This is a genomic window from Tenacibaculum sp. TC6, assembly GCF_050606265.1.
In the GTDB taxonomy this organism is placed as follows: domain Bacteria; phylum Bacteroidota; class Bacteroidia; order Flavobacteriales; family Flavobacteriaceae; genus Polaribacter.
In genome coordinates, this window is record NZ_JBOCUK010000002.1 from 160,852 (window position 1) to 186,316 (window position 25,465).

At 33.0% G+C, this 25,465-nt stretch carries 18 protein-coding genes; 15 read left to right on the forward strand and 3 right to left on the reverse strand.

The window, feature by feature from the left end:
* Positions 1–369: 369 nt before the first annotated feature.
* Positions 370–705: a DUF4870 domain-containing protein gene (locus ACQY1Q_RS02210; RefSeq protein WP_431003649.1), complete on the forward strand. Its 336-nt coding sequence runs from the start codon at positions 370–372 to the stop codon at positions 703–705.
* Between the two features lie 141 nt (positions 706–846).
* The gene (locus ACQY1Q_RS02215) at positions 847–1,803 is read left to right on the forward strand and encodes a hypothetical protein (protein WP_431003650.1); all 957 of its coding nucleotides are present in this window, start codon (positions 847–849) and stop codon (positions 1,801–1,803) included.
* 14 nt (positions 1,804–1,817) lie between these two features.
* On the opposite strand, the gene ACQY1Q_RS02220 is transcribed toward ACQY1Q_RS02215, so the two are convergent.
* The 3 genes from ACQY1Q_RS02220 to ACQY1Q_RS02230 form a co-directional block, all read right to left on the reverse strand.
* Complete coding sequence (locus ACQY1Q_RS02220; RefSeq protein WP_431003651.1) at positions 1,818–2,294, reverse strand: CAP domain-containing protein; 477 nt, start codon at positions 2,292–2,294, stop codon at positions 1,818–1,820.
* Positions 2,295–2,311: 17 nt separating this feature from the next.
* A complete protein-coding gene (locus ACQY1Q_RS02225; RefSeq protein ID WP_431003652.1) occupies positions 2,312–2,749 on the reverse strand; it encodes a DUF4268 domain-containing protein in 438 nt (145 codons plus the stop codon).
* A gap of 62 nt (positions 2,750–2,811) precedes the next feature.
* The gene (locus ACQY1Q_RS02230; RefSeq protein WP_431003653.1) at positions 2,812–3,393 is read right to left on the reverse strand and encodes a tRNA-(ms[2]io[6]A)-hydroxylase; all 582 of its coding nucleotides are present in this window, start codon (positions 3,391–3,393) and stop codon (positions 2,812–2,814) included.
* A gap of 282 nt (positions 3,394–3,675) precedes the next feature.
* On the opposite strand from ACQY1Q_RS02230, the gene ACQY1Q_RS02235 reads away from it, so the two are divergent.
* The 13 genes from ACQY1Q_RS02235 to ACQY1Q_RS02295 all read left to right on the forward strand — a co-directional run bounded on the left by ACQY1Q_RS02235 (position 3,676) and on the right by ACQY1Q_RS02295 (position 25,176).
* A complete protein-coding gene (locus ACQY1Q_RS02235) occupies positions 3,676–9,207 on the forward strand; it encodes an alpha-2-macroglobulin family protein (protein WP_431003654.1) in 5,532 nt (1,843 codons plus the stop codon).
* 213 nt (positions 9,208–9,420) lie between these two features.
* The gene (locus tag ACQY1Q_RS02240) at positions 9,421–10,236 is read left to right on the forward strand and encodes a hypothetical protein (protein WP_431003655.1); all 816 of its coding nucleotides are present in this window, start codon (positions 9,421–9,423) and stop codon (positions 10,234–10,236) included.
* A gap of 19 nt (positions 10,237–10,255) precedes the next feature.
* Positions 10,256–11,500, forward strand: a complete 1,245-nt coding sequence (locus tag ACQY1Q_RS02245) for a hypothetical protein (RefSeq protein WP_431003656.1) — start codon at positions 10,256–10,258, stop codon at positions 11,498–11,500.
* Positions 11,501–11,502: 2 nt separating this feature from the next.
* Positions 11,503–12,423 (forward strand): glycosyltransferase family 2 protein, encoded by a 921-nt coding sequence (locus ACQY1Q_RS02250; protein ID WP_431003657.1) that lies wholly within the window; start codon positions 11,503–11,505, stop codon positions 12,421–12,423.
* 5 nt (positions 12,424–12,428) lie between these two features.
* Positions 12,429–13,589: a hypothetical protein gene (locus tag ACQY1Q_RS02255; RefSeq protein WP_431003658.1), complete on the forward strand. Its 1,161-nt coding sequence runs from the start codon at positions 12,429–12,431 to the stop codon at positions 13,587–13,589.
* Positions 13,590–13,726: 137 nt separating this feature from the next.
* Complete coding sequence (locus ACQY1Q_RS02260; protein WP_431003659.1) at positions 13,727–14,131, forward strand: hypothetical protein; 405 nt, start codon at positions 13,727–13,729, stop codon at positions 14,129–14,131.
* A gap of 81 nt (positions 14,132–14,212) precedes the next feature.
* A complete protein-coding gene (locus tag ACQY1Q_RS02265; RefSeq protein ID WP_431003660.1) occupies positions 14,213–18,532 on the forward strand; it encodes a CusA/CzcA family heavy metal efflux RND transporter in 4,320 nt (1,439 codons plus the stop codon).
* A gap of 199 nt (positions 18,533–18,731) precedes the next feature.
* The gene (locus ACQY1Q_RS02270) at positions 18,732–19,856 is read left to right on the forward strand and encodes an efflux RND transporter periplasmic adaptor subunit (RefSeq protein WP_431003661.1); all 1,125 of its coding nucleotides are present in this window, start codon (positions 18,732–18,734) and stop codon (positions 19,854–19,856) included.
* A 36-nt stretch (positions 19,857–19,892) separates the two neighbouring features.
* A complete protein-coding gene (locus tag ACQY1Q_RS02275) occupies positions 19,893–20,612 on the forward strand; it encodes a VIT1/CCC1 transporter family protein (RefSeq protein WP_431003662.1) in 720 nt (239 codons plus the stop codon).
* A 70-nt stretch (positions 20,613–20,682) separates the two neighbouring features.
* A complete protein-coding gene (locus ACQY1Q_RS02280) occupies positions 20,683–21,816 on the forward strand; it encodes a metallophosphoesterase family protein (protein WP_431003663.1) in 1,134 nt (377 codons plus the stop codon).
* A gap of 135 nt (positions 21,817–21,951) precedes the next feature.
* Entirely contained in the window at positions 21,952–23,499 is a 1,548-nt protein-coding gene (locus ACQY1Q_RS02285) for a basic secretory protein-like protein (protein WP_431003664.1), read from the forward strand.
* Between the two features lie 357 nt (positions 23,500–23,856).
* Positions 23,857–24,240 carry a hypothetical protein gene (locus ACQY1Q_RS02290; RefSeq protein WP_431003665.1) on the forward strand — a complete coding sequence of 128 codons (384 nt, stop codon included), beginning with the start codon at positions 23,857–23,859 and terminating at the stop codon, positions 24,238–24,240.
* A gap of 81 nt (positions 24,241–24,321) precedes the next feature.
* Entirely contained in the window at positions 24,322–25,176 is an 855-nt protein-coding gene (locus ACQY1Q_RS02295) for an HAEPLYID family protein (protein ID WP_431003666.1), read from the forward strand.
* Positions 25,177–25,465 lie beyond the last annotated feature (289 nt).

The following is a 25,465-nucleotide window of genomic DNA, read 5'->3' on the forward strand; positions in this document are numbered from 1 at the left end:
AATTACCTACGTTTGCATTGGATTTTTGTTTAGCTCATTAATTCTTATTGATTTTAAAAGGAATTCGTGAACCTCCAAAGTCGGTTTCTTTTTCAGCAATGGAAAAAGAAAAATAGCTTAGAAAAAGATTCTTCTATGTAAAATTTAAGTCGTTAAGAAAAAACGACAGTGGTAGTAACTTTTCTGTCTAAAAGAAAGAGAAATTGTATCGAGACACCTTCAACTGATACCCAATAAACACAAACTTAAACCCATTTATAAAAAGAAACATGATATAGAATTTTGTTAGCATAAAAAAGATAAAAAGAAACAAACCGTAACAAAAAACAAACTAAAACGTCTATTATATACAACCAATATTTATACAAAATGAAAAGAAATAGTCAATTATTAGCATTAACCCATTTAAGTCAATTATTAGACTTTGTAACAGGAATAGGCGGATTAATCGTACCCCTAATTATATGGGCAGTAAAAAAAGATGAAGTAGTGGATATGGACGAACACGGACGCTCTATCATTAACTTTAGAATAACCATGTTTTTATACCTATTAATATGTATTCCATTAGTAATCCTTTTCGGATTAGGATTGGTAGGAATGCTGGTAATCGGAGCCTTTTACTTAATATACCCAATAATCAATGCAATAAAAGCAAGTAACAACGAACAACCAAGTTACCCGTTTACTATAAAATTTATATAAAAAAAAGCATATAATTATTTGAAAGAAAATCGCCCTAAAACGGCGATTTTTTTATGAAATAAAAATAACTAAGCAGTTGAAAGTTAGTTTTTCAACCAAATGTTTTTATATATTTGAGAAAATCAACTAAAACAACGAAAAATGAAAAAAGAAAGCTATTTACTAGTACTTTGTGTACTTGTTACTTCGCTACTTAAAGCACAAACCCCAACTTTTAATGAAGTAAGCAATTTATTATCGGTAATTCATTGGCAAAGCCAATCCCCGGTAAAAAACCAAGGAGTAAAGTACACATGTACTGCTTTTGCAATAGCAGCAGCCTTAGAAACATTTCCTAACGTACCTAAAGATTTAAGTGAAAAATATTTGTACGGATTTCAAAAAGGATACCAATATGGAAAAACCCCTATTACTCAGGGACACAATTTATTCTCATATATTAAATCTTTAAAAACAGACGGGGTAATTGAAGAAAAATACTTGCCTTATAAGTTAGATTATGACAAAGTACGTCCGATGACAGAAGATCAATTTATAAACTATATGTATGAAGGAGAAGTAGGACTTCTAACATTAGGAGTTAAGTATAAAAAGAAAGCAACCGTTTTTGTTACAGATTTAGAGTATTTAAACACCCAAAAAGCCAGAAACATAAACTATATAAAAGAACAACTTAGAAGAGGAGTTAAAGCCATTCCGGTATCATATCCGGTTCTTTACGCTCCAGCGTGGAGAGGGTATCCTTCAAAAGAGTTTCATACCATTACTCCTGATGACGGATTTAAAGTAAATATAGGTAACGGGGTATATCAGAAATACTCAATAGCAAAAAGCATGTTTCCTAACATCAATCAACAAATTTTGAATAGCACGAAACCTATAGAACCAATTTACCCTTACCCTGGTAATCAGTATTCAGGACACGCAGTAACCATTATAGGCTATGACCAGGAAGGGTTTATTATTAAAAACTCTTACGGACCACAATGGAGAGTAGGAGGTTATGAACGCGTTAGTTATGATTTTCACGAGATTTTCGTTTCTGAAGCGCTAATCATCAGAAGTGTGAAAGTCAAAAAAAGACTTTTTGGTTGGTAAACGAATACAAAAACTTATTGAACACGAACAAAAATGTTAGTGTAATACCAAACACCATTTTTGTTCTGTTTTGCTGTTAAATTAAAATGCGTGTAATTACCTTCAATGTTTTGACGATGCCCGTCACTTTTTAACCAACCATTAACAACCGTTTCCGCAGTAGAATAACCTTTAGCAACATTTTCAGCAATTCCAATACTATTAGCATGCTTTTTTAAATAATCGGCACGAGTATTAAAGTTGTCATGTGACAACGCATTTTGTTGAATCATGTAGTTCGTATGACTATCCGTTTGAGATTTAATCACCTCTAAAATTTGAAGTTCCTGTAAACCTTTACTTTTTCTATGCTTATTAATTAATAAAAGTATTTCTGTTTCAAAATTAGGAGGCGTAATTCCTTCAATAAGCTCGTTAGAAGTAGAAGCAGAACACGAAAAAAACAAACAACAAGTAAGAGTGAAAAACAATTTAAGAGAATAAGAATTCATAATAGTATACAAAAAGATTAAATGGCCTGTTTAATAAAATCTTCATATTCATAAAAGAATAACTCAAATTGCGTCATGGTATCAACAAAAAACTCATAACAATCTCTCCAGGTATCCTTATTATGAATACTAAACTTTTTTTCATACGGAACGTAAATACGCCTTATAATCTTACGATTCTCTAACTCAAAATTATCATCATAAATAACTTCAGGTAAATACTCAGACTCTAATATTTTTTTTAGAGAAATCAATTGATCATATAATAACTCGTTGGCAATATCTTCAGGATGTTCAAAATCCAAACAAACAGAAGCCAACTTACGATCCGCTTGAAACTTAAACGCAAAACCTTTTATTTTGGTATTGTACAATAACCATTTTCTAGGAAAAGACTTTCCAAAACTGGTCCAAAATTCCTTTCGCAAACGCGCAGACTCTTCTTTACTAAACATTTAATCAATTTTTAATTACGAATTATAAATTCATAATTGATAATTAACAATTCATAATTAATTTACCCATGTACCTTAGCAACAGTTCCTCTGTTTTTCATCATTTCAGCTTCAAACGACAATAAATCACTCCACTTTTTGTCTACAATTTCTCTATCCATATATTGGCGAGCGTACCCTAAAAATAGGGTGTAGTGATTAGCTTCAGAAATCATTAAATCAGTATAAAATTTAGAAAGCTGCTCATCATTCATATTGTCAGCAAAAACTTTAAAACGCTCACAACTTCTCGCTTCAATTAAAGCGGCCACTAATAATCTGTGTACTAAAGCCTCGGTACGATTTCCGGTATGAGGAAAAAACCTTTGCAAATTTAGCGCATAATCATTTTTAGTAGCCTGTCCTAAAACCATGCCTCGCTCAATCATAATGTTATGTACCATTCTAAAATGCTCCATTTCTTCAATAGCAATGTCGCTCATATCTTTTACTAACTCCGTCTCTTCAGAATAATTAATAATAATAGAAACAGCGTTTGAAGCCGCCTTTTGTTCGGCAAAAGCATGATCGGTTAACAACTGTTGTAACCCGTTTTTAGCAACATCTACCCATGAAGTTTCCGTTTCGAATTTTAATCCAAGCATAATTTATATTTGAGGCTGTAAAATTAAAAAATATAGAAACTATTTCTAGTAGAAATCCTCTAAAATTGACTAGTTTTGTATACGAAAAACTCTTAAACAAGGTTAAAAAGTTAAAATTGCTTCTAAAAAAATACGTAGATGAATTACGAATACTCATTAAATAACTACGAATTCTAAATCTGTTGGTTTTACTATTTTCTTTTTGAGTAATTTTAAGGTTAAAATATAAACGTAAGTTTAAGAACATCAAAAAAACTCTATTTAAAACTAAGATAAACTATAATGAAAAAAAATACTTTGAAACCCTCAATTGGTTTTTTTCGTTTTTTACTTCTAGTATTATTAGCAATAACAATAAATGCATGTAAGAAAAAAGAAAAAACAGAAAGCAACGTAAATGCGTTTAACGAGTATATAAGCGTGTTTCCGCAAAAACTAATTTCTACCACATCCGGATTACAGTTTTTACTGAAAAAAACACCTAATGTAACCAATGTAAATAATGATGTTTTTAGTATAGAACCTAAAGTAAAAGGAGAGGTTACGTTTAACGATAACATGTTAACTTTTGCTCCTTCAGAAAAACTAAAAAGTAATCAGGAATATACCGTAACACTACATTTATCAAAACTATATGATAATATAGATAGCGAACTAAAAAACTTCACCGTAAAATTAAAAACAAAAGATTTACTATTTAATATCTCATTAGAATCACCTAAAGTATATACCAAAGACTGGTATTATGTAGAAGGAATTTTAACGGCCAGTGATGTTATTGAAAGCGCTAATTTTCCGGATTTAGTAGTTGCCAATTATGAAGGAAAAACAAAAAAGATAAAATTTGATGTTACAGAAGGGTATGCCTCTAAAGTATATTTTAAAATAGATAGCTTACAAAGATTTGTAGATGATAAAAATCTAAAAGTTACATGGAACGGAACCTCAATAGGTTCTGCCTCAAACGGAGAAAGAGAAGTAGTAATTACCGGTAAAAACAACTTTAAAGTACTCAATGTTGAAGTTACAGACACCGATAAACAACATATAGAAATAAGTTTTTCAGACGTAATACAAAAATCACAAGACTTAAAAGGACTTATACAGTTTGAAAACACTCAAAAAAGACAATTCAGTTATAAAATAGCCAACAATGTTGTAACAATATATCCGGAAGCTTCATTTAAAAGCAAAGTAGATATAGAAATTTTTAAAGGAATTAAAAACACCGATGGCTATGCTTTAAAAGAAAACTATAAAAAAACACTGTATTTTGAACAGTTAAAGCCGGCAGTAAGTTTTATTAAAAGTGGTACCATTTTACCTAATTCAGATAACTTAAAAATTAACTTTAAAGCAGTAAGCTTAAAAGCGGTAGATGCAACAATCTATAAAATATATAAAGATAATGTATTACAGTTTTTACAATACAATAACTTAGATAACCAAGGAAATCTGCGTTATGTTGGACGTCCTGTAGCAAAATACACGGTTAATTTAGCTAATCAGGGAGTGGACTTAAGTAAAGAAAATGCCTATGCAATTAACCTGGCAGATATTATTGAAGTTGAAAACGGAGCAATGTATAGAGTAGAATTAGGATTTATTAAAGAATACGCTAATTATACATGTGATAATGCCGCAGAAGCAAAAACAATAGTATATGGTAAAAAAGAGATAGATACGAAAGATTATGACAGTACCGACTATTATTACGATTATTACTACGGAGACGGAGAAGGATATAACTGGAATGATAGAGAGAATCCTTGTACTGTTTCATATTACTATAATAAAGATGTTAGCACCAATATTTTAGCAACCAACTTAGGGGTTATTGTTAAAAAAGGAGATAATAATAAAATATTCGTAGCTGTAACCGATTTAGTAACAACTTTGCCGGTAGCTGCTGCAAAAGTAACCCTGTATAACTTACAACAACAAGCTGTAGTAACTGCTGCCACAGATGAAAAAGGAATAGCAATGTTTGAAGATACGGCAAATGCATTTTTTGCGGTAGTAACTAAAGAAGCCAACACAACCTATTTAAAATTGAATGAAGGAAATGCTTTGTCAATGAGTAAGTTTGATGTGTCAGGAGCTAAATTACAAAAAGGATTAAAAGGGTATATTTACGGAGAAAGAGGTGTTTGGAGACCCGGAGATCAATTATTTTTAACCTTTGTGTTGAATGATAAAGCCAATCCAATTCCTGATAACCACCCAATAAAATTTGAATTGATTAATCCGCAAGGAAAAATTATTGAACGCAAAATAATACTGAAAAATTCAGATAACGTATATGCCTATACACCACAAACAAACCAAGAGGCAATTACAGGAAATTGGAAGTTAAGGGTAAGCGTAGGAAGTGCTGTTTTTAATAAAACATTAAAAATAGAAACCATAAAACCTAACCGTTTAAAAATAAAACTTCAAATGAATGCCGATGTTATTAAAGCAAATAACCCAATAGCAGGTGAGGCAGAAGTAAAATGGTTACATGGTGCAATTGCCAGAGGATTAAAACTAGACATTAACGGAAAGTTTTCACAAACAGCAACAGAGTTTCCAACATTTAAAAATTATAATTTTGATGATGCTACTCGTAGATTCGGAACAGAAGAATTTACCGTTTTAAGAGGAAACTTGGACAATGAAGGGAAAACTACATTTTCAGTAAAACCAAAACTAGATACTAAAGCTCCCGGAATGTTAAAGGCAAGTTTTATTACTAAAGTATATGAAAACGGAGGCGATTTTAGTACCGATGTATTTAGTAAAAAAGTATCTCCATACACAACCTATGCAGGATTGCAATTAGCAGAAGAATCACAATCTAAAAACTATTTATTTACAGATGAAAATTATACATTCAAGGTAGCTTCTGTAAATGAAAACGGAGAAGGAGTTGCTAACAATTTAGAGGTTAAAGTTTATAAACTTTCATGGAGATGGTGGTGGAATACTTCTGATAACGGATTGTCTAGTTATGACGGAACTCGTTACCACGAACCTTATAAAACTACTCAGGTAAAAACAAATGCAGCAGGTAAAGGAACTTTTGATCTTAAAATAGATGAAAATGATTGGGGACGCTATTTAGTTAAAGTTACAGATACAAAAAGTAAGCATGTAACCTCATCAGTAGTGTATTTTGATTGGCCTTCTTGGTATGGAAAAAAGAAAGGAAATCAAGATAAAAGTAACGCAACAATGTTAGTGTTTAGTACAGATAAAGAAGCCTATGAAGTAAATGAAACAGCTACGGTTAAATTCCCGTCGTCAGAAGGAGGCAGAGCACTTATTACTATAGAAAACGGTACAGAAGTATTAAGTCATTTTTGGGTAGAAACACAAGCAAAACAAACCAGTTTTACGTTTCCGGTGCTTCCAACATATACACCTAATGTTTTTGTAAATATTTCATTGCTACAAAAACATAGTCAAACAATAAATGACTTACCTATTAGAATGTACGGCTCAATACCAATGATGGTTCATGATTCGGCAACCCAATTAAACCCTGAAATTCAATTGGCTGATGAATTACGTCCTGAAACTACAGCAAGCATTCGAATAAAAGAAAAAGACGGAAAACCTATGACCTATACTATTGCTTTGGTTGATGAAGGCTTGTTAGACTTAACACGTTTTACAACGCCAAATCCTTGGGATACGTTTTACGCTCGTCAATCATTAGGGGTAAGAACATGGGATATCTTTGATGATGTAATAGGAGCTTACGGAGGAAAAGTAAATCAAATTTTAAGTATCGGAGGAGATGAAGCGGAAGCAGGAAGCAAAAACAAGAAAGCAAACCGTTTTAAACCTATGGTTACGTATTTAGGTCCGTTTAATTTAGATAAAGGAGATATAAAAGAACACAGTATAAAAATACCTAAATATGTAGGTTCTGTAAGAGCTATGGTAGTAGCAACAAATGCAACAAAAGAGGCTTACGGAAGTAGCGAAAAAACAGCATTTGTACGTAAACCGGTTATGATATTAGCCTCGTTACCACGTAAAATTACGCCACAAGAAACCGTAACCTTACCGGTAACCGTTTTTGCAATGAAGCCTACCATTAAAAAAGTAAAAGTTACGGTAGCTTCGGATGCATCTTATACAATTGAAGGAGAAGGAACACAAACTATAGCATTTGATCAGCCGGATGAAAAAATGGCATATTTTACGTTAAAAGTAAATGATTTTAAAGGTATAGGAAAAGTAAAAATAGAAGCCGTTTCAGGAAGCGAAAAAGCCTCTTATGAAGTTGAAATAGATGTGTTAAATCCTAATCCGGTAACTACTGAAGTGAAAGATTTAGTTTTGAAATCAAATGAACAAAGTGAAATTAATTTTGCAACATTTGGTACTCAAGGCACAAACACAGCTAATGTAGAATTGTCAACACTGCCTCCAATGAACTTTACCAAACGTATGGAATACCTTATTCAGTATCCACACGGATGTGTTGAACAAACAACATCAAGTGCATTTCCTCAATTATATTTACCGGAAATCTTTGAATTATCAGACACTAAAAAGCAATCTATAGAAAGAAACATCAAAGCAACTATTCAAAGATTATCAGACTTTCAATTAGCTAGTGGTGGTTTATCGTATTGGCAAGGAAACGTAGAAGCTAATAGCTGGGGTACTTCTTATGCCGGACACTTTATGATAGAAGCAGCTAAAAAAGGATATGCTTTACCTATAGGGTTCAGAGCTAAATGGATCAACTATCAAAAAGAACAAGCACGTAGATGGAGAAATACCAATAGTTACTACGATAACTCGTTAGCACAAGCGTATCGTTTATACACGTTAAGTTTAGCCAATAGTCCGGATTTAGCCTCAATGAACCGTTTAAAAGAAACGTCAGGAATTTCTAATGAAGCTAAAACCCGTTTGGCAGCTGCCTATGCTTTAATAGGAAAAAAATCAATAGCAAGTTCTATTCTGAATACAATTACCGCAGAAAATTATACAAGTCAGTATTATTACAATTACGGTTCGGAAACAAGAAATAAAGCAATGGCACTTGAAACATATATACTCTTAAATAATGAGGTGGTTGCTATAAAGTTAGCAAGAGAAATTGCTCAAAGTTTATCAGAAGAACAATGGATGAGTACGCAAACAACAGCGTATAGTTTATTGGCAATGAGTGCATATGCATTACAAAACGGAGAAAATGCAGGAATTGAGGTAACCTATTCATTAAACGGAAAATCTCAAAAAGTAAGTACCTCTAAAGCGTTATATACAACAACTTTAGAAGGAATCCAAAAAGAGAATAGTATTAAAGTATCTAACACAGGTAAAGGAGTTGTGTATGTAAGACTCCTAAACTCAGGAATATTACCGGTTGGAGAAGAAAAAGTATTCCAAAAGAACTTAGAAGCTTCAGTAGTCTATAAAACAAAAGAAGGTAGTACTATTGAACCGGATAATTTATTACAAGGAACCAATTTTATAGCTGAAATTAAGATTAAAAACGCTACAAACGCTAAAATAGAAAACGTAGCTCTAACTCAGTATATTCCTTCAGGATGGGAAATTATTAATACCCGTTTTACAGATTTTGGAAACAATACGACCTCATCAAAAGTTGATTATACAGATATTAGAGATGCTAGTATTAGTAATTATTTTACATTAAATAAGTATGAAACTAAAACATTTAGAGTTTTATTAAATGCATCTTATTTAGGAAACTACTATTTACCAGGAGTACAGGCAGAAGCTATGTATGATAACAATTATGTTGTACGTACTCAAGGAAAATGGGTAAAAGTTGTAAAATAATACGACATAAATAACTAAGAAATATTTTATTTTTATAAAGCTAAAAAGCTGTCTTCTATTCTATAAGGCAGCTTTTTTAGTATGTATAATGTAACATTATAATTTATTTCCAAATCATCTACTTTCATGCTTTAAATCAAATCGTTTAGGGCCTTTTTTCTGTAAGCAGTTACTATAAAGCTTAAACTAGAGTATATTTTAAACATACTAATTATGAGCTTACTATCAATCATTTTACCCGTAATTACTCAAATGGAAGATTCACATTTGAAAACACAATTAGCTACGTATTTTCCACTTCAAGAAGAAAAGTTTAGTCAAATAGAAAAATCTTTTAAAGCATTAACTGCTCAAAAACAAGCAAAAGAAACCCTAAATACTTTTTTTAAAAGCTGGAGCCAAACGAATAATAGTGCTATGACAGTTGCCGGATTAAGCAATCGTATGACTATGATTATTCATAAAAAACAAAAAGTAAATAGTGAATACGATTTGTTTAGAGCAGTTTCCAGTTTAAACAGAATTGTAGATGAAGATTTAGCTGTTGTCGGAAGAATTTTACACTCAATATTGTTTTATAACATGGCAACAAATATTACAGGAGATGATTCTTGGTTGTCGAATACTTATTTAAACAAAGAAGCCATTGAGTTTAAAGCTTGGAAAGATAAAAACTCACTAAGAAATAAAGATATTATGGTAGGGTTACTAACTACATTGGTACATGAAATATACACACATGGAGAAGTAGAATTTATCATTCCTTTATTTGAAAGTTGGTTACGAGAAGAAGGAAGGTTGTCAGATGAAGATATAGATAAAACATTGGCATGGATTAGTGTGCACTGTGGACCAACAGAAAAAAACCATTTTTTCCATGCAGTAGATGCTATAAACTCATACAGCAAAGCTTTTAATATTCATGTGGAAGATTATGACTTACAAGAAATTGTAGAGGACTATTTGCGTTTAAAAGCAGAGGTAATGAATGTTTTATATAAACAGGTTTCAGAAGAATATGCTATGTAACCATGAAAGTACATTTCATATGACAGTTAAAGATATAGATCATGAACTTCATGAGTATGTAGTTGCCAAAATAGGAGTTGATGAAACAAAATATAAAAAGTTTCTAAAAGAGACATTAGCCGAGTTAAATCATGATGTAGATGCATTTACAACCTATGCAGTTTCAGTGTCTGACACACAGTTTAACGAATATAAAAAGCTAAATAAACTGCTTAATCAAGCACTGAAAGAGATTGTAAACAATTACTTTGAAGACAATCGAATCAGAGATATTTATCGGTTAGATTATCAATTAGAAACTATTTTAAAAGAAGTCGCATCAATACCTTATTCGGTAGGAATATACCGACCTGATATTCTTTTAGATACAGTAGGACAAGCCAAAATATGTGAAATAGGATGTAGGTACCCTATAAATGGTTGGATGGTGAGTTACTATTTGAATACAATAATGAACCATCTAATACCATTAGAAGACAGCAGTAACCAATCATTTGAAAAACTAGAACATTTAGTATCTAATCTGGCTCGGGAATTCAATAAAGCGTATCCTATTTTTTATATACATCAAAAAGAAAAAGGAACAGAAGCGTATTTGCTGTTTAAAGAGTTGGAAAAATTAGGATATACCATCAAAAACAGTTTGCCAAGTGCGTTGGTGTTAGAAAGAGAGGAACTAAAAATAGGAAATCAAGTAGTAACACAATTCATTATAGAAATGGATCGAGAAGAATTGAAAAACATTCCTATTGAAATCTTGAAAAAGATGATGGCATCCAAAATGACAATAAATGATGTGAGATCTACCATATTAGTTCATGATAAACGAATCTTATCGGTATTGTATAATGAAAAAATCATGCTTGACTATATGAGTGCAGATGAATATGCTTTTTTGAAAAAATACCTAATTCCTTCTTACACGTTGCATTCAGAAGAAATACGAAATACACTTAAAACATCAAAAGAAAACTGGATACTAAAAAAAACTAGTGGAGGAAGAGGTATTGATATGTATGTAAAAAATGAATGTGCTCCTGAATTGTGGGAAACGCTATTGGATACAAATTGGAAAGATTATATGGTACAAGAATACATAAACCAACAAGAAATTCAGTTGGAAGATATAAAAGTGAATATCGTAGGAATGTTGTTAGCTTATAACGAAGAGGTATATGGTTTAGGAGTATACAGAGGATCAGAAAAAAGTATTATCAACGTACACAGCGGAGCTTGTATTTTACCTAGTGTATTAAAATTATAACGATGAAATTTTCAGTTGTCATACCCTTGCATAACAAAGAGCTGTATATTGAAGAAACCTTAGCCTCTTTAGCATCACAAACCCAAAAGCCATTTGAATTAATCATTGTAGATGATTATAGTACAGACCGTAGTTTAGAAGTGGCACGAAATTACTTAGCATGTAACCAAATACTCTTTAAAGATACCAGAATAGAAATTATAGAGCTTACGGCTAATTATGGAGTCGGATATGCCAGAAACGTTGGTTTCTCTAAAACTACAGGAGATTTGGTAAGTTTTTTAGACGCAGACGATCTCTATGAAAAAGACTTGTTAAAAACAGCAAGTTCACTAATGAAACAGTATAACATAGACTTTTTAGTAGTAGGAATTCAACTATTTCCTAGTAATGAAATCTGTCCGGAAATTGAAAAACTGGAAACCGAAATAACGCCCATAACTGAAGAAGCATATTATTTGAATCAGCCTTTAAAAACAGTTACCTCTCATAATTTTTATATGGGAGTCGGAAGTAATGTAATTCTAAAAAGACCCCATGGAGAATCTGTAAAATACATAGAGCAACGTATTATTTATCAGGGAATCGATTATTGGTACAGAGTACTAAAAAAAATGCTGAGCGAAGGCACTCCTAAAATAGGCTTGCTAATGGGGGCTTATTTAAAAGTAAGAGAAGTGCCGGGAAGTGCTTCCAGAAAAACATATAAGCATTGGAATGAAATTGATTTTCCACCGGTATTAAGCAGGTTTAAACATAGTAGCGATTATTATGATAAACGTTTAATGGGAGTAGTAGGAAGTAGATGGATACAACACGCTTTATCGAGTCTGAATTCATTCAGTCAAAAACTGAAATTTGTAATTAATTACAGAAAAGTATTTCTAAAACAAGGGTATTACTTCTTCCTACATAAATTCTAAAAAACATGGATAGCAGATTAAAAGAACATTTTGATACCGTAAAAGCGTCAACACTATTTAAAGAGTATTATAGTGGAATAAAACACTATACCCAAGCCCTTCCTGTTGAAAAACATACCTTGCGAAACATACTGGCAACCCGTTTTAATATTACCTCGGAAGCAAAAGGAATCTACCTGGTACGTTCCGGAGGCTCTATGGCAAAACCCTTAGTATTTCCGGTAGATATTGAAGAAAACTTATACCAACGTAAGCTATTATCAAAAGAGTTGGTAAAGTATGGTATGTTTACACCGCAAACCAGAGCATTGAATTTGTTTAGTTATAACGGAATGTATCGTACCGCAGCTATTATGGATGATATTTTAGATCGTTGTAATGCAACCACCATATCTTTAGGAGCCGTTTCTGAATTTGATTTGATATACAATACAGCGATACAATTTGGAGCCAATATGATAATGGGAACTCCATCTAAATTAATATTGGTAGCTCAGTACCTATTAGATACTAATTTGGAAGTATCCATTCAAAATATTATGTATGCGGGCGAGTTTTTATTACCATCACAAGCTACATTGCTTAAAAAGGCATTTAATGCTAACCGAATATATACCATGTATGGCTCTGCAGAAACCGGTATTTGGGGATGGGCTACGTATGAAGACGGACAAACTGTTTTTGAAACGCTGAATGAAGTACTCGTTGAAGTAGAAAATCCGGATGAAGAAGGTAATGGACTGTTAGTAGTAACCAATTTGCTAAGAAAACGCTTTCCGGTATTTCGATATGTGATGGGAGACATAGGAAGTATTTCTTATGAAGAGAATAAAACCTTAGTACACTTAAAAACCAGAGAACCTAAGTCGTTTTCAATAGATTCTAATTCCTATTTTATAAATGATTTTGATTGGCTTTATGAAACAGTTGATCGATTTCAAATTCAAGTATCCAGTAACAAGCCGGAACACACAGAAATCAAATTTTTAGTAGTGGCTAATTCTTCTGAGCCCCCAAAAATACCGTTGATAGAAAACAGGCTTAAAACCATTTTTGATATCAATCCTAACACAACATTTATCAAAACAAAACAAGTAAAAGAAGCTGATTTATATCTTAATCCAACAACATCTAAAACCCCTGCCATTGCAGATTTTAGACAATAAATGGTTATGATGATATTGATTTAAGGGAGTTTGTTGAATGAAACAATAGGCTATCGCTCCACAATTAAATTTGAACTAATTCTAAACTAGAGGTGTTTGTTGGGTTGATGTATCATTTGTCATGAAAAGCTGTATATTTGTATGAAGTGAAAATAACAGCAACAATATTATCTATTGTAATTCTTATTCAAGGCTTTAATATTTCATGCAGTGATATTTTAAACCTGAATAAATTAGTTGAACATGCGCAATTTCATAAAAAAGCGTATAATGATAGTTTTGTTACATTTTTATCTAAACACTACGGAGATCTTAAAAAAGAACATGCTCAAAAACATCAAGAAGAAAAAGAAGAGCATGAAAAGCTACCTTTTCAATTTGACTACCATTTAGTAGATTTTACCAAAGTAACATTTCATAATCTGGAAATAGCTTTATATCCAACGCCGGTGGCAATGAGTAAAAAAACTGTTTTTTACTATCAGGATATTTATACTTCTCCGGATGCCATAGGTATATTTCAACCACCAAGGTTCGCATAATTCATACACCCAATACTAAATTATATTGACCATGCACTCGTATGGGTCAGTATACACATATACGTATTTAATTCATGAATTATGTTATCAAATATGATACAATTTACTATAAAAAATAAATTTATAGTGCTGTTGTTTACAGCATTTATTATAGGCTTCGGAGTCTATTCCTTATCACAAATTCCCATAGGAGCCGTTCCGGATATCACTAATAATCAAGTACAGGTTATTACCACCTCTCGTAACCTTTCTACTCAAGATATGGAGCAATTTATAACCTATCCGGTAGAATTGGAAATGGCAAATTTACCGGGAGTAAAAGAAATACGATCAATATCAAAATTTGGACTATCAGTAGTTACCATAGTTTTTGAAGATAAGTTAGGAACCTACTTACCCAGACAGTTGATTGCAGAAAAAATTAAATCAGCTTCTGAAAAAATACCTGAAGGATTCGGAACACCGGAAATGGGACCCATTACTACAGGGCTGGGAGAAATCTATCAATATGTATTAGATGTAAAACCGGGGTATAAAAATAAGTATTCAACCACAGATTTAAGAACCATTCAAGATTGGATTGTAAAAAGACAATTATCAGGAATTCCGGGAGTGGTAGAAGTAAATACTTGGGGAGGCTATTTAAAACAATATGAAGTAGCGATTAATACTCAAAAGCTCAATGCTATGAATATTTCTGCAAAAGAAATAGTGAGCGCCCTGGAAAACAATAATAGTGTTACCGGAGGAGGTTATATAGAAAAAGTAAATCAATCCTACTTTATAAGAGGAGAAGGACTGGTGAAAAACTTAGAAGATATCAAAAATATAGTGGTAGCCAATAAAAACGGTATGCCCATATATGTAAAAGATATTGCAACTGTAGGGTACGGAAGCGCCAACAGATTTGGAGCAATCACAGCAAATGGAGAAGGAGAAAAAGTATTAGGGCAGGTAATGATGTTAAAAGATGCCAGTTCTAAAAACGTAATTGAAGCTGTAAAAGAAAGAGTGGCGACTATTGAAAAATCCTTGCCGGAAGGAATTTATATCAATCCCTTTTTAGAACGTAGTGAACTAATAGCAAAAACAACATTTACCATTACAGAAAACCTTATTTTAGGATGCTTAATTGTTATTTTTGTAGTGGTTTTACTACTGGGAAATATTCGTTCTGGATTAGTCGTGGCCTCGGTAATTCCCCTATGCCTTTTATTTGCACTATCACTCATGTATATTTTTGGAGTAGATGCCAATTTAATGAGTTTAGGAGCTATTGATTTTGGAATTATTATAGACGGAGCTGTTATTATAGTAGAATACATAACGTTTAAAATAACCCAACAAAAAGAAACATTTGCCAATCTTTCTAAGCAAGAACAACAAAAACTCAGAGATTCGGTAAGTAATGAAGGTGCTTCAAAAATGATGAGTTCGGCTGTATTTGGGCAATTAATCATTCTTATTGTATTCATTCCAATTTTATCGTTAAGCGGGGTAGAAGGAAAAATGTTTAAGCCCATGGCCTTAGTATTTAGTTTTGCATTAATAGGCGCCATGCTATTCTGTTTTACCTATGTTCCGGTAATGGCCTCTCTCTTTTTAAAACCTTCTAATATAACCGATAAAAATATTTCGGTACGACTGTTAACATGGTTAAACCGTTTGTATGAACCGGTTATTAATTGGGCGCTACGTCGAAAAAGAATGGTATTAGGAACCTCGGTAGCCTTGCTATTACTTTCGGTAGTGTTATACAGTAAAATGGGAGGTGAGTTTGTACCTACATTAGATGAAGGAGATTTTGTTATTCAACCGGTACTAAAAACAGGTACCACGCTAAGTAATACAGTAGAAATTACTACGAAGATTGAGCAACTATTGAAAGAAAACTTTCCGGAGGTAAAGCAAGTAGTTTCTCGTATCGGAGCAGCAGAAGTACCCACTGATCCTATGAGTATGGAAGAAAGTGATGTAATGATTACACTACACCCTAAAAGTGAATGGACTTCCGCAGAAAGTAAAGATGAGTTAGCTGACAAATTTAAAGAAGCTCTAGAGGTTATTCCGGGGATAGAAGTAGAGTTTACCCAACCTATTGAAATGCGTTTCAATGAATTAATTACAGGGGTTAGAGCGGATATTGCTATTAAAATTTTTGGGGAAGACTTAGCTGTTCTTGCTCAAAAAGGAAATGAAATCAAAAAACTGATAGAAAATGTAGAAGGAGCATCAGACATAGTGGTTGAAAAAATAGAAGGACTACCTCAAATGAATGTTTCTTATGATAGAGCTAAGATAGCCAGATACGGATTGAATATAAAAGACGTAAATGAAATGGTGTCAATGGGGTTTGCAGGAAAAGCTGTAGGGAACATTTTTGAAGGAGAAAAACGATTTGATTTGGTGGTTAGGTTAAATGAAAGCCATAGAAAGGATATTAAAGACCTAAAAGGATTGTATATAGACGTACCCAATGGAGGAAAAGTACCTTTAGAAGAATTGGCTACTATTACCTATCAAAAAGGAGCTGCTAAAATAGCAAGAGACGATACCAAACGTAGGTTAGTAGTTGGTATTAATGTGAGAAATAGAGACCTACAATCGGTAGTGGATGATGTACAACAGCTAATTAAAGAGCATATAAAACTACCGGTAGGGTATACCATTACTTATGGAGGACAGTTTGAAAACCTACAAAGTGCCTCTAAACGTTTAATGATTGCGGTTCCTGTGGCTTTAGTGCTCATTTTTATCATGCTGTATTTTGCGTTTAAATCAGTAAAAGAAGCCCTTATTATTTATTCAGCTATACCATTTGCTGCTATTGGTGGAGTGTTGTTACTATGGCTAAGAGGGTTACCTTTTAGTATTTCTGCCGGAGTAGGGTTTATAGCGCTATTTGGAATAGCCGTACTTAACGGAATTGTATTAATAGAACATTTTAAAGAATTAAAACATAAAGGATTTACCGATGTTGAAAAGCTGGTAAAACAAGGAGCGGCTGATAGACTTCGTGCTGTTTTACTAACGGCGGCCGCTGCGGCATTAGGTTTTTTACCTATGGCAGTTTCTACCAATGCAGGTGCTGAGGTTCAACGCCCTTTAGCAACGGTAGTTATAGGAGGCTTGGTGACCTCTACCATTCTTACATTAATTGTATTACCTATACTATATGCAATTTTTCATAAAGAACGAACAATAAAAGTTTCTAAAGGAATCCTAAATGTAGCTTTACTTTTAGGTGGCTTCTTAAGCGTACAAGGACAACAATCTGAGAAAAGTTTAGAGGAGTTAATTGATTTGGCAGTGGCTAATAACAAGGGGTTACAAGCGCAACAGCTCAAAGTAACTAAAGCCGAAGCAGCCATAGCATCTGCATATAACTTTGAAAAAACAGAAGTGTACTATGCCAAAGATGAAAATAACACGGTTTCAGGGTTGCCTTTACATGTTTTCGGAATTCAGCAAAACATAGCCTTTCCTACCGTGTACGGAGCTAATAAAAAAGTAAAAAAAGCAGCGTACAATATAGAAAACAACCAATACCAGATAGCTAAAAAGAAGTTAGTAAAATCGGTAGTACAAGCGTATTACACCTATCAATACGCTAAAGCACAAGAAAAACTGTATAAGAGCTTAGATAGTTTATATGATAAATTTTCATATGCAGCAAAAAGACGTTTTGAGTTAGGAGAAACCAATTACTTAGAAAAGCTTACAGCACAAGCAAAGCAAAAACAAATTAAAAACGAGTATCGAAATATAAAAACGGTTGTTCGTATAGCTTATCAAAAAATAACAGCTCTCATACAATCTACGGATAGTTTAAAGGTGGTTGAAGAAAAAACAATTAAAAAGCTGTCGGTACAAGAGGTAAACTTAAATGCAACAGCTGAATTGTTAGGGTATTTTGAAAGAGAACAATTAGCACAAAAGCAATTTCAACAACAAAAACAACAGTGGTTGCCTGATTTCAGCTTGGAAGTTTTCAGAGGCAACAATGCCAATAGCCATCAAGGATTTTATGGATACCAGATAGGTATGAAAATACCATTACTATTCGGTAGTGAAGTATCAAAAGTAAAACAATCTAAAATAGCCAAGGAAATTGCCTCGTATCAAACCTTAGATTATCAAAAGCAATTACAGTCGTATTATGAAAACCTTCAAAATAAACTAGAAGAAAAAAAGCAGTCATTGTTGTATTATGAAGAAGAAGGAATGGCTTTGGCTACTGAATTATTAAAAACAGCCAGTACAAGCTTTAAACACGGAGAAATAGATTTTTTTCAATACATACAAAGCATAGAAAACGCTTATCAAATTAAGTTGGCCTATGTAACCGGTATAGAAAACTATAACAGTGTTGTAATAGATTTAAACTATATAACTTTTTAATAATATATAGAAATACAGTAAACAGATACGATACTTAAACTCGAAATTATTTATAGGAAACCCTCATAGATAGATTTGTCAAAATAAGCTAACTGCCTTCACAAAAACAAATGAATAAAACAGCCTGTAGTGGAGGGGAGTGATTTTTTGAAAAGTATGTTAACCATTGAAATATAAAATATTAATACAATTTATTCGTATGAAACAACTTATATATAACATTCTATTAATGACCCTTATAGGATGTGCATCTAAAACAACAGATACAGAAGAAAAGGTAGTAGCAAAAACTACTGATGATACCATTTTTGTGAGTATGGAACAATGGGAGAAAAACCAAATGGAATTGATAAACGTAGAAGAAAAACAATTTCCTAAAACAATCAAGGTTGTAGGAAAAATAGAAGTACCGCCAAAAAACAGAGTAGTGGTAAGTGCAAAAATGGGAGGATATATTAAAAATACTCCTTTGTTGGTAGGAGATAAGGTAGTAAAAGGACAACGCTTAGTAACCATAGAAAATCAGGAATTTGTTGTAATGCAACAAAACTATTTAGAAACTAAACAACAAATAGATTTCTTAAAGTCTGAATTTGAACGTCAAAAAGCACTGTTTGATGAAAAGATAACTTCAGAAAGAAACTACTTAAAAGCCAAAAGAGACTATGAAGTTGCACAAACAACCCTAAAAAGTTTACAAAAACAACTAGAAATAGTAAACATACCCACTAACAAGCTACAAAGTAGTACAATTACATCGTTAGCCAGTGTTTACGCTCCAATTTCCGGTAACATTACTAAAATAAAAGTAGTAACCGGGTCGCATATTTCTCCGGCAGATGAAATTTTAGAGATTATAGATAACAGTCATTTGCACTTAGAATTATCGGTATTTGAAAAAGATGCACTTAAACTAAAAATAGGGCAGGAAATTACGTTTACGGTACCGGAACTATCTACAAAAAGCTATGAAGCTAAAGTACACTTAATAGGAAAAAGTATTAATGACGATAGAACTGTAGATGTACACGCTCATATTGAAGATGAAGAAAAAAGAAATTTTTTAGCAGGAATGTTTACAGAAGCAACCATAGTACTTACTAAAGAAAATAAAAGAGCATTGCCGGAAACATCAGTAGCAGAAGTGGAAGGAGCATACTATGCCTTACAATTGGTAAAGAATACCAATGAAGGGTATTTTTTTAAGAAACAAAAAGTAACTTTAGGAGATACTTTTAATGATGTTGTAGAAGTACAAGATACAACGTTACAAAAAGATGCACAATTTCTTAAAAAAGGAGTGTTTAACTTGTTAACTGAATAATATATAAATCAAACGTTTAATTTTAATGGTATCCGTATGAAACAAGAAAACGAAAGAAATTTAGAAACGCATATAGAAACCCACTATATAAACAGGAGTAATTGGTTAAGAGCCGCTGTTTTGGGGGCTAATGACGGAATTTTGTCAACGGCCAGTATTGCCATTGGGGTAGCGGCAGCCAGTAGCACCCGTGAACCTATTATATTAGCTGCCTTAGCCGGATTAATTGCCGGAGCCTTATCTATGGCAGCCGGAGAATATATTTCTGTAAGTTCACAGGCCGACTTAGAAAAAGCCGATTTAGAACGAGAAAAAGAAGCGTTAAAAACCACTCCTAAAATGGAGTTATTGGAATTAGCGGAGATTTATGAAAATAGAGGGTTAGATAAAGAAACAGCTTTATTGGTGGCAAAACAATTAACAGCCCATGATGCTTTAGAAGCCCATGCCAGAGATGAGCTGGGAATTAATAGTGCCACACAAGCCAATCCGTTACAAGCATCATTAGCCTCGGGGGCTGCTTTTATAATGGGAGGCGTTTTACCCTTTTTGGTGGCTTTGTTTTTACCCTTACCACAAATGATTTACTATCAATACGGATTTGCTATTGCATTTTTAATATTGTTAGGTGCCATTGCCGCTAAAGCAGGAGGCTCTAATGTTTTAAAAGCGGTTGTACGTATTACTTTTTGGGGTACAGTAGCCATGGGACTTACTGCATTGGTAGGATATTTATTTGAAGTAAATGTAGGCTAGTTTAGAAAGATAATTACTTTTTGAAAGCAAGAAGTAATTATCTTTGAAAATAACTAAACTAACCCAACTTATGAAAAAAACACTACTATTAGTACCTATAGTACTATTACTGTGGGTGGCCTGTACCACAAAGAAAAAATCAACAAAAACTTCACAAACAAATTTAGAAACCACAGAACAAACTACAGATTCTGTAGCCTTTAGTTTTGTGTTTTTAGGATGTAATAGGGTAGACCGTCATCAACAAGAAGATTCTACTGCAACCAATGCCTCTACAGCCAATTTATCTGCAATGAAAAGAATATGGACAGAAATTTCGGATTTACAAAGAAAGCCGGATCTATTTTTCTTTTTAGGAGATATGGTTTTAGGAGAAACCGATACCACAAATTTAGAAAATCAGTTAATAGCATGGAAAGAATTATATGCTAATACCAATTTTAGCCCAATTAGTACTGCAGGTATAGAAATGGTAGCCGTACCCGGAAATCATGAAATGCTGTATTACCATGATTATAATATGCCTGAACATACAGAATGGCCCTTAAAAGGAGCTACTGAAGTATGGATGGATCATATGGCAACGTATATGCCTAAAGACAGAGATTTTGTAACCGGAAAGGATAGTATTAATAATCAAATGACTTTTGCCTTTACACGAAAAAATATAGGGTTTGTGTTAATGAATACCGATACGTATAATGAACCAACAAAAGAAAATCCGTATGGTTTAGAAGGACAAATACCTACCCAATGGATTGTTGATAAAGTAGCGGAGTATAAAAACAACCCGAAAATAGACCATGTATTTGTATTAGGGCATAAGCCTTACTATGTAAGCGGTAAACCGGAAACCGGACATAAAGGGATTCCTGAAGGCCCTGTACTATGGCCAAAATTAGTGGAAAACAAGGTAATAGCCATGCTTTCTGCCCATTTACATGATTACCAACGTATGCAACCCGGTGAAGAAGGAACGTATCAAGTAATAGCCGGAAACAGTGGAAGCCCGGGAGAAGCAACATTCTTTGGGTATACCCAAATAGCTATTTTAGGAAACGGAGAAGTAAAACTTACTTCAATGGGATATGATATAGGAGATCCGTACTACAAAGCAGTACCCGAAAATCCTTCTACGGTTAGAGATGAAACCATATTAACTTGGACAAAAAATAAGAATCCTTATACCAATCAAAAGGATTAAAATGTTTAAAACTACCACCAATACTAAAAAATTGTAGTATACCTAACAAGTATCTTTTTAAGTTGTAAGGCATATACAAAACCCAGTAAAAGCGGGTTATATTTGATGACTTTAAAAACAACACCACCAAACCCAATGAAAAGAAATAGATGCTTTATTTTTTCAGCAACGCTAATTGCATTATTTAGCGTAAGTTGTAAACAAAAAACAGAAAATGTAAATCCGTTTAAACAAGGATATAAAAACATTGTTACCCCATCAAGTATTATTAATAGTGAGCATAAAGGAATAAGTAAGTCTGAAAGTATACCTAATTTATTTGATGAGAATAAGAACACTAAATTTTTAGTAACAGCCCCTAAAAATACCATTGTTATAACAAATAAAGAAGCCAGTGTACTTAAAAAATATAAGATAACATCGGCAGATGATGCCCCGGGAAGAGATCCTAAAAACTGGAGTATTAGCGGTTCTTTAGATGGAGAGAATTGGGAGGTTTTAGATACGAAAACAGACCAAACTTTTGCCCAAAGAAAAGAAACAGTATCTTTTGATTTAGAAGAGAACACTACAGCTTATTCTTCTTATAAAATAACATTAGAGCAAACTAAAACCTCTGTTTACGGTGATAATTACTTACAAATTGCAGAAATTGAGTTTTTGGCACTAACAGAGCAACCAATAGCAGAGTTTTTAGCCGTACAAACCAGAGGAGAAATTTTAGATACAATTCAATTTAATGATATATCAGCCAATGCTCCTGATCATTGGGAATGGATGTTTGAAAGCGGAATCCCGGAAGTAAGTACAGAGCAAAATCCGCAGGTAGTATTTAAAACTCCCGGTAACCATGCGGTAACTCTTATGGTTAAGAATAAACACGGAAAAGACTCGTTGACGTTAAAAAGATATATTAAAGTATATGATCCTGAAAATCCGTGGAATGGATTTCACTATCCTGAAATAGTATTTACGTCAACAGACACCATTTCAGAAGGGTATAAAAGAGCGATTACCATTATACCTGATTTTAAACAAGCCATTAATGAAGTTACTTTAGGAGTATGTAAACAGCTGTATAAAAACATAAGTGAAGTGCCCGATTTTGAGAAGGTAAACTTTACTTTTAATTGGAGTAATACCTTAGCAGCCAGAGGAGGAAACAGTACGGTAATGGATTTATGGTTTAGCACAAAATACATACAAAATGCATTACAAAATGAGCCGGATGATGCGGTAAAGTATGAAATATACGGGGTATTATGGCATGAGTTAACACATGGATATCAATTTAGTCCTAAAACGGCCGATAACCAATACAAACCCGGATATGATTATTTTGCTTTTTTAGAAGGAGAGGCAGACTTGGTTCGTATCAATGCCGGATACCATAAAACCAGACGTCCGGATTTAGGAGTAGGTGAGTATAAATACTTGATGGGATACACCACAACAGGTTTCTTTTTAAAGTGGATTGTAGATACGTATGACAAAGATTTTATTTATAAGTTCAACAAATCGGTACAAGAAATCACACCTTGGAGTTACAAAAAAGCTTTTCAAACCATATTAAACAAAGATGTAGATACTTTATGGAATGAATATACCGTGTATGTAAATGAGTATATTAAAAATAATCCAGTAGTTGAAAAGAAGAAAATTGATTGGATTCATATGAATTAAAAGCAATTTTACATATGCTAATAGTAAAAACAAAGCGGTTCTAAATTTTTTAGAACCGCTTTGTTTTTAAAGTCACTCCCCTTAGGTGTATAAAGTCACTCCCCTTAGGTGTATAAAGTCGCTCCCCTTAGGTGTATAAAGTCGCTCCCCTTAGGTGTATAAAGTCACTCCCCTTAGGTGTATAAAGTCACTCCCCTTAGGTGTATAAAGTCACTCCCCTTAGGTGTATAAAGTCGCTCCCCTTATATGTATAAAATTACTTCCTATAACTATCTGGAATTGTTTAGATAAGTTTAACAGTGATTTTAGAGTACTCAATACTCAGTTAGTTTTGAAAAACACTAAATTTGGGCGGTGATGAATCAACTAAGAAATAGCATTTATACTAAATTCCTGTGGGGATTAATGGGATTGTATCTGCTTAATTTTAGTGTTGATCCGGTAGATTTGTATCCGGAACAGATTCCGGAAGATTTATCAATTAACGAACAAGAAAGTATTATTGAAATAATTGTTGAGCAAATTTTGGGATATGAAGATGCTATAGGCGAGTATGACGATACAGATACGGAAGACTATGGAGAGAAAACAACTATTAAAATAGACTTTATAGCACAAACTTCGGGTAATTCCGGTAATAATCAATTCAACATAAAAAGAAGAAAACAGAAGTTTCCTGTTTATACCACGCATTTAACAAACGGCTTTCAAGAGCTTAGTACCCCTCCGCCCAAAATTTAATTTGTTTTTAGTTTTTAATAACATCTTTCCTCTAAAAAGAGGCTAAGATGATTCTATCGTATATAACAAACAAATTAATACATGAACATTAAAATAATAAAGACGCTAGTACTTGTATTGGCATATACAGTACCTACCATAGCTCAAACAACGAATGCTGAAAAAGACAGTTTATATATTCAACAAGTAGAAGATACTAAAGAACCCGCTAAGGTTTTACATGCTGAACCTTTGTATATTGATTTAATTCGCGATTTAGGAGCAAGAAAAGGAGAAAAAGAGTGGAATATAGGGTTCGGATTAACAGACAAATTACAGTTTGATTCTTATGAAGCCTTAATTGAATATGAATGGGCACCCATTGACAGATTAGGGTTTGAAATAGAACTTCCTTTTACTTTTTATGCACCTACCAGCCAAACAGAGGCAAGTACAGTACCCTCTAATCGGTTAAACAGTATTAAGATGGCTACACAATGGTCTTTTTATGTGAATGAACATATGGCTACTTCAATGGCAATCGGTTATATAAATGAATTTGAATTGTCTGATTTTAGAAGCTTTGGAGAACCTTTTATTAAGGGAAATGTGTACAATCCGTTTTTTGTAATAGCCAAACGATGGGGAAACAATTTTCATTCATTACTATACACAGGCCCTAGGATTGAACAGAATTTTATAACCCATCAGTTTCATACAGCCTATGATGTTAATACAAGCTTTCATTATATGATTACAGGCACCAGAAATTTTATAGGTGTTGAGTTTAATAAAACATGGGGGAAGGGAGATTTTGATATGACAATTCGCCCTCAAATGCGATTAGGAATTGCAGAGCATTTAATGATTGGTATTGTAGCAGGAATTCCGGTAAGCAGAGAAAATGAACGATTAAGTTCGTTTGTACGCTTAATATGGGAGCCTAAGCATAAATAGCTTTATAAGGTATAAACGTATTGTAAGGTTATGGGTAAAAGTGAAACCTGTGTGTTTTGAATAAAAACCCAACAGCAATACGTTTATACTTACTATAAAACTCGTATTTTAACTTACCTTTGAGCAGATAAAATAAAAGGCGATACGGTTAGTTATTATACATATAAGAGGTGTAAAAAAGGAAGGTAATACACAGTAAAATACCTGGAATGTTAAAAGAAACAAAAAATGAATTACACACCGTATAAAAATACGGCTATATAAAATCTATCTGTTAAATTGCATGTGA

Bases quoted from the DNA above. Each gene is read 5' to 3' on its own strand.
- ACQY1Q_RS02225 (WP_431003652.1), bottom strand. From the start codon at position 2,749: ATGTTTAGTAAAGAAGAGTCTGCGCGTTTGCGAAAGGAATTTTGGACC.
- ACQY1Q_RS02270 (WP_431003661.1), top strand. From the start codon at position 18,732: ATGAAACAACTTATATATAACATTCTATTAATGACCCTTATAGGATGT.
- ACQY1Q_RS02280 (WP_431003663.1), top strand. From the start codon at position 20,683: ATGAAAAAAACACTACTATTAGTACCTATAGTACTATTACTGTGGGTG.
- ACQY1Q_RS02240 (WP_431003655.1), top strand. From the start codon at position 9,421: ATGAGCTTACTATCAATCATTTTACCCGTAATTACTCAAATGGAAGAT.
- ACQY1Q_RS02215 (WP_431003650.1), top strand. From the start codon at position 847: ATGAAAAAAGAAAGCTATTTACTAGTACTTTGTGTACTTGTTACTTCG.
- ACQY1Q_RS02230 (WP_431003653.1), bottom strand. From the start codon at position 3,393: ATGCTTGGATTAAAATTCGAAACGGAAACTTCATGGGTAGATGTTGCT.
- ACQY1Q_RS02255 (WP_431003658.1), top strand. From the start codon at position 12,429: ATGGATAGCAGATTAAAAGAACATTTTGATACCGTAAAAGCGTCAACA.
- ACQY1Q_RS02250 (WP_431003657.1), top strand. From the start codon at position 11,503: ATGAAATTTTCAGTTGTCATACCCTTGCATAACAAAGAGCTGTATATT.
- ACQY1Q_RS02265 (WP_431003660.1), top strand. From the start codon at position 14,213: ATGTTATCAAATATGATACAATTTACTATAAAAAATAAATTTATAGTG.
- ACQY1Q_RS02290 (WP_431003665.1), top strand. From the start codon at position 23,857: ATGAATCAACTAAGAAATAGCATTTATACTAAATTCCTGTGGGGATTA.
- ACQY1Q_RS02220 (WP_431003651.1), bottom strand. From the start codon at position 2,294: ATGAATTCTTATTCTCTTAAATTGTTTTTCACTCTTACTTGTTGTTTG.
- ACQY1Q_RS02235 (WP_431003654.1), top strand. From the start codon at position 3,676: ATGAAAAAAAATACTTTGAAACCCTCAATTGGTTTTTTTCGTTTTTTA.
- ACQY1Q_RS02245 (WP_431003656.1), top strand. From the start codon at position 10,256: ATGACAGTTAAAGATATAGATCATGAACTTCATGAGTATGTAGTTGCC.
- ACQY1Q_RS02210 (WP_431003649.1), top strand. From the start codon at position 370: ATGAAAAGAAATAGTCAATTATTAGCATTAACCCATTTAAGTCAATTA.
- ACQY1Q_RS02285 (WP_431003664.1), top strand. From the start codon at position 21,952: ATGAAAAGAAATAGATGCTTTATTTTTTCAGCAACGCTAATTGCATTA.
- ACQY1Q_RS02295 (WP_431003666.1), top strand. From the start codon at position 24,322: ATGAACATTAAAATAATAAAGACGCTAGTACTTGTATTGGCATATACA.
- ACQY1Q_RS02275 (WP_431003662.1), top strand. From the start codon at position 19,893: ATGAAACAAGAAAACGAAAGAAATTTAGAAACGCATATAGAAACCCAC.